This window comes from Gammaproteobacteria bacterium (assembly GCA_033720895.1).
Classification (GTDB): Bacteria; Pseudomonadota; Gammaproteobacteria; order Natronospirales; family JAJUFS01; genus JAWWBS01.
Genome location: JAWWBS010000099.1, coordinates 1 through 4,131, shown reverse-complemented (window position 1 = coordinate 4,131; position 4,131 = coordinate 1). Strand labels below are relative to the sequence as shown.

At 64.2% G+C, this 4,131-nt stretch carries 4 protein-coding genes; all 4 read right to left on the bottom strand.

Going from position 1 to position 4,131, the window contains the following annotated elements; genetic code table 11:
- Positions 1-773 (bottom strand): sterol desaturase family protein (locus R3217_10435; protein MDX1455859.1); only part of this gene is annotated, 773 nt, incomplete at its 3' end.
- Between the two features lie 40 nt (positions 774-813).
- On the bottom strand, positions 814-2,037 hold the full coding sequence (locus tag R3217_10430) for a UbiH/UbiF/VisC/COQ6 family ubiquinone biosynthesis hydroxylase (protein MDX1455858.1): 1,224 nt from the start codon (positions 2,035-2,037) through the stop codon (positions 814-816).
- The gene (gene ubiH, locus R3217_10425) at positions 2,034-3,281 is read right to left on the bottom strand and encodes a 2-octaprenyl-6-methoxyphenyl hydroxylase (GenBank protein MDX1455857.1); all 1,248 of its coding nucleotides are present in this window, start codon (positions 3,279-3,281) and stop codon (positions 2,034-2,036) included. Before ubiH ends, R3217_10430 begins: the two co-directional genes overlap by 4 nt.
- Before the next feature lies 1 nt (position 3,282).
- Positions 3,283-4,131 (bottom strand): M24B family metallopeptidase (locus tag R3217_10420; GenBank protein ID MDX1455856.1); only part of this gene is annotated, 849 nt, incomplete at its 5' end.

Sequence of the window (4,131 nt, the reverse complement as noted above, 5' to 3'; positions counted from 1 at the left end):
TCGAAAGTACCGAACAAGCGATCCCAGATGATGGCATTGCAGCTGAAGTTGGTATTGCTCTGTTCGAACACGGTGGAGTGATGCCGGCGGTGATGGCGCGCATTGGTCACGAAGAAGCTCAATACCGGTGTTTCGAGGTCGACATTCGCATGCACGACCAGGGCATTCACGCTGATCAGCACGGTCGCCATGGCAATGACATCCCGGTCGGCACCGAACAGCGCGCCCAGCAACAGGGCGGGCAATGCCAGGTAGACAATCTCGAAGGGATGGTTGGTGCCGGAATGCAGCGAGTGCAGCTTGCGATAGGAATGATGGAAGCCATGACCGCTGACCCGCCAGAACAGACCCGAGGCGTGGATGGCACGATGCAGCCAGTAGTAGATCAGCTCCGAGGCGAAGTAGAGCATCACGACCTGCAGGGCGACAGGCAGGCCGACCGGCCAGATCGCGAGCCCGAGGGAATCTCGCAGGCCTGCCAGCATGGGTGCCACCGAGGCGTCATAGAACTCGACCACCAGCAGGAATACAAAGGCCAGCCCGACAAAGACGCTGACCATCTCCGCCCGCTCCTTGCCGGTCTGCTTCCAGTCCGGGCGGGCGGGCATCAACCACTCCAGCAGCACCATGAACAAGGCCGTTGCCAGCAAGGCGATGCCCAGCGCGGCTTCGGCATCCGGCATCAGCAAGGCCAGCGCGAAAGATCCGCCTAGCACGAGCAGGTGCCCGGTTCGATAGATGATGGAACGTGCCGCCCGCAATGCTCCCTGCATGAACCTTCCCCCTTGAAGGATTTACACAACAGACTTGATGTTACTTTGCCAGCTTCGGCAGATCCCCGCTCAGGCCCATCGCCTTGCGAATCGCGGCATGCTTGAGCGGCGTGGCGCGATCGAAGAGTGCAAAGCCGGTGTTGCGAAGTTTCGCCAGCATGGTGTCATCGTTGGAAAACAGCTTCTTGAAGCCGTCCATGGTCCAGAGCGTGGCGAGATTGTCGCCCTTGCGCCAGCGTTCGTAGCGGCGCAGAACGCGCAAGCTGCCGATGTCCTTGCCGGCCCGGCGAGCCTCGCCCAGCACTTCCGCCAGGGAGGCAGCATCCAGGAAACCCAGGTTCGCGCCCTGGCCGGCCAGCGGATGCACGACATGTGCAGCGTCACCGATCAATGCCAGGCGCGGATCGACATAGCGCTCGGCATGCTGGCGACGCAGCGGAAACGCCGCACGCTTCGAAACGCTTTGCAGCTGCCCGAGCACGCCGTCCGACGCAGCGGTGAGTTCGGCCAGGAACGCGGCATCATCCAGCGCCAGCAAGCGCTCGGCATCACTTTCCGGCAATGACCAGACGATCGACACGGCGTGCTCGTCATCGAGCGGCAACAGCGCCAGCGGGCCACCCGGCAGGAAACGTTGTCGCGCCACTTCGCCATGCCCCTTCTCGCCGCGTACAACAGCCACCAGGCCACGCTGTTGGTATGCGGCACCGCTGACACCAATACCGAATTGCTCGCGTGTGGCGGAGCCTGCGCCGTCTGCAGCGACCAGCAGCTTTGCTTGCAGCATCGTGCCGCTCTTGAGCGATACGGCAACTGAACTGGAACCCTTTTCGATCGACGTCACGGCATCTGGTGAAAAAATGCTCACTCGTTCGCTGTCGCGTTCCAGCACTTGCCACAGCGATGACTGCACCAGGGAGTTCTCGACAATGTGCCCGAGCGCCGGTTCGCCAAGATCTGCGGCCGAGAAATGCACCGCACCCTCGCCACCCGCATCCCAGACATGCATGTCACGGAACGGACCGAGGCGTTGGGCTTCGATCAGGGGCCAGGCACCGAGCCTTTCGAACATGGCTTGCGAGGCGCGTGACAGCGCCGAGACGCGCAGGTCGTATTCAGCGCCTTGCACATAGGGTTTCGGCGTTGCGGCATCGACAAGCGCCACTGAGAGCCCCTCACGCGCCGCTGCTGCCGCGAATGCAGCACCGACCATGCCGCCACCGATGACAATGACGTCGCGTTGTATGGCAGCAGGGGCGCTCACAGCTTCAAGCCTCGTGCCAGTCGCGGCAACTTGCCCGCCTTGCCCATGGCATGGCGCGCAAACTCGGTGCGCAGCCCCGGCAACAGGTCGAGCCCGAGCAAACCAAGCCCGCGCGCATGTGCCGCCGCCGAGAACGGCAGCATGAACAACCGGTTCAGCACATCGGTGAAGGTGACGACCTTGCGCTGGTCGGCGCGCCGCCAGTCGACGTAGGCGCGCAAGGCCGCGTTGGCATGCTCGCGGCTGCCAAGCGCGTCGCGCTGGTCGACCAGCACGTCAGCGAGCGTGGCGACATCGCGCAGGGAAAGATTGAAACCCTGGCCGGCAATCGGGTGCAGGCTGTGGGCCGCATTGCCAAGGATCACGGCGCGTTCACGCACCTGCTCCCCGGCCGTGATCAATGACAGGGGGTAGCTCGCCCGCTGGCCGACCTGGGTGAAACGACCGAGCCGCTTGCCGAATCGCTGCTGCACGCGCGCCAGGAAGGCCGCATCATCCAGCGCCAGCACCTCGTCGACCACATCCTCGTTCTCGACCAGCACCAGGGTCATGCGCTCGGCATCGAGCGGTAGCAGGGCCAGCGGCCCTGCCGGGGTGAAGCGTTCGTAGGCGACATGCTGGTGCGGACGTTCGGCCGCAATATTGCAGACGATCGCCGCCTGCGAATACGGCCACCTTCTTGCGGAGACCTCGAGCTTGTCGCGCAAGGCCGAATGCGCGCCGTCGGCGACGACCACGATGCGACTGCGCACCACGCGGTCCTTGCCGTCTTCCTGCAAGGTCACCTCGGCGTGCGTGTCATGGAAGGCAATGTCGCTGACCGACGCGGGTGCGCGCAGCTCGATGGCCGGATGATCCTGGATGGCCTTCATCAGCGCCGCGCCGACGACGCGGTTCGGTACCACGTAGCCGAGCGCCGGCTGGTTCTCTTCCTCGGCCGACAGCCGCGTGATGCCGAGGCGGCGTTGCTGCGAAACATGCACCTTGTGGATCGGGCAGGCAGCGGCTTCCATTCCCTCCCAGACACCCATGGTGTCGAGAATGCGCCGGCTGCCAAAGGAAATCGCCGTGGAGCGCTCGTCGAAGGAAGGCTGGCCGGCAGCACGGAAGGGTACGGCCTCGACCACCATGATCCTGAAGCCGGTGTCGCGCAGTGCCGCTGCGAGCGCCGCACCGACCAGGCCACCGCCGGCAACCAGGATGTCGCAATCGATGTCCGGGGAAGGGGCGCTGGCGGGGCTCATTTCAGGCTCGCTTGCGCTGCTTGCCGCCGGCCCGGCCCGACTGGACCAGTGCTTCGACGTCATCCGCGGTTCGGACCAGGTCCTTGCTCAGCACGTCAGCACCGTCCTTTGTCACCAGCACGTCGTCCTCGATGCGCACGGCAATGTCACGGTACTTGCGCGGCACGCCTTTCAGGCCGGACGGTAGGTAAAGGCCTGGCTCGACCGTCATCACCATGCCGGGCTCGAGTTCGCGCGGTTCTTCGCCGACGCGGTATTCGCCGACATCATGCACGTCGAGTCCCAGCCAGTGACCGGTCTTGTGCATGTAGTAGGGCTTGTAGGATTCATTCTTCACCAGGGTGGAAACGCGTCCCTTCAGGATGCCGAGATCGACCAGGCCCTGGGTGATGACCTTCACCGCCGCCTTGTGCGGCGCCGTCCAGCTGGCACCGGGCTCGATCGCCTCGATCGCCGCATCCTGGGCGGCCAGCACGATGTCGTACACCTCGCGCTGTGCCGGCGTGAAGTGTCCGTTGATCGGATAGGTGCGGGTGATGTCCGAGGCATAGCCGTCCAGTTCGCAGCCGGCATCGACCAGCAACAGGTCGCCGTCTTCCAGCATGTCCTTGTTCTCGACGTAGTGCAGGATGCAACCGTTCGGTCCGCCACCCACGATGCTCGGGTAGGCCGCGTGGCCACCGCTGCGGCGGAACTCGTAGGAGAGCTCGGCCTCGATCTCCCATTCCATCATGCCGGGCGTCACTGCACGCATGGCACGCTCGTGTGCCTTGACCGCAATCTTCGCCGCCTTGCGCATCATGGCGATTTCCTTGCGCGACTTGTACAGGCGCATGTCGTGCAGGAAGGG

What these genes read in the sequence shown, in the direction of transcription:
- ubiH (MDX1455857.1), bottom strand. Translation starts at nt 3,281, where the DNA reads ATGAGCCCCGCCAGCGCCCCTTCCCCGGACATCGATTGCGACATCCTG.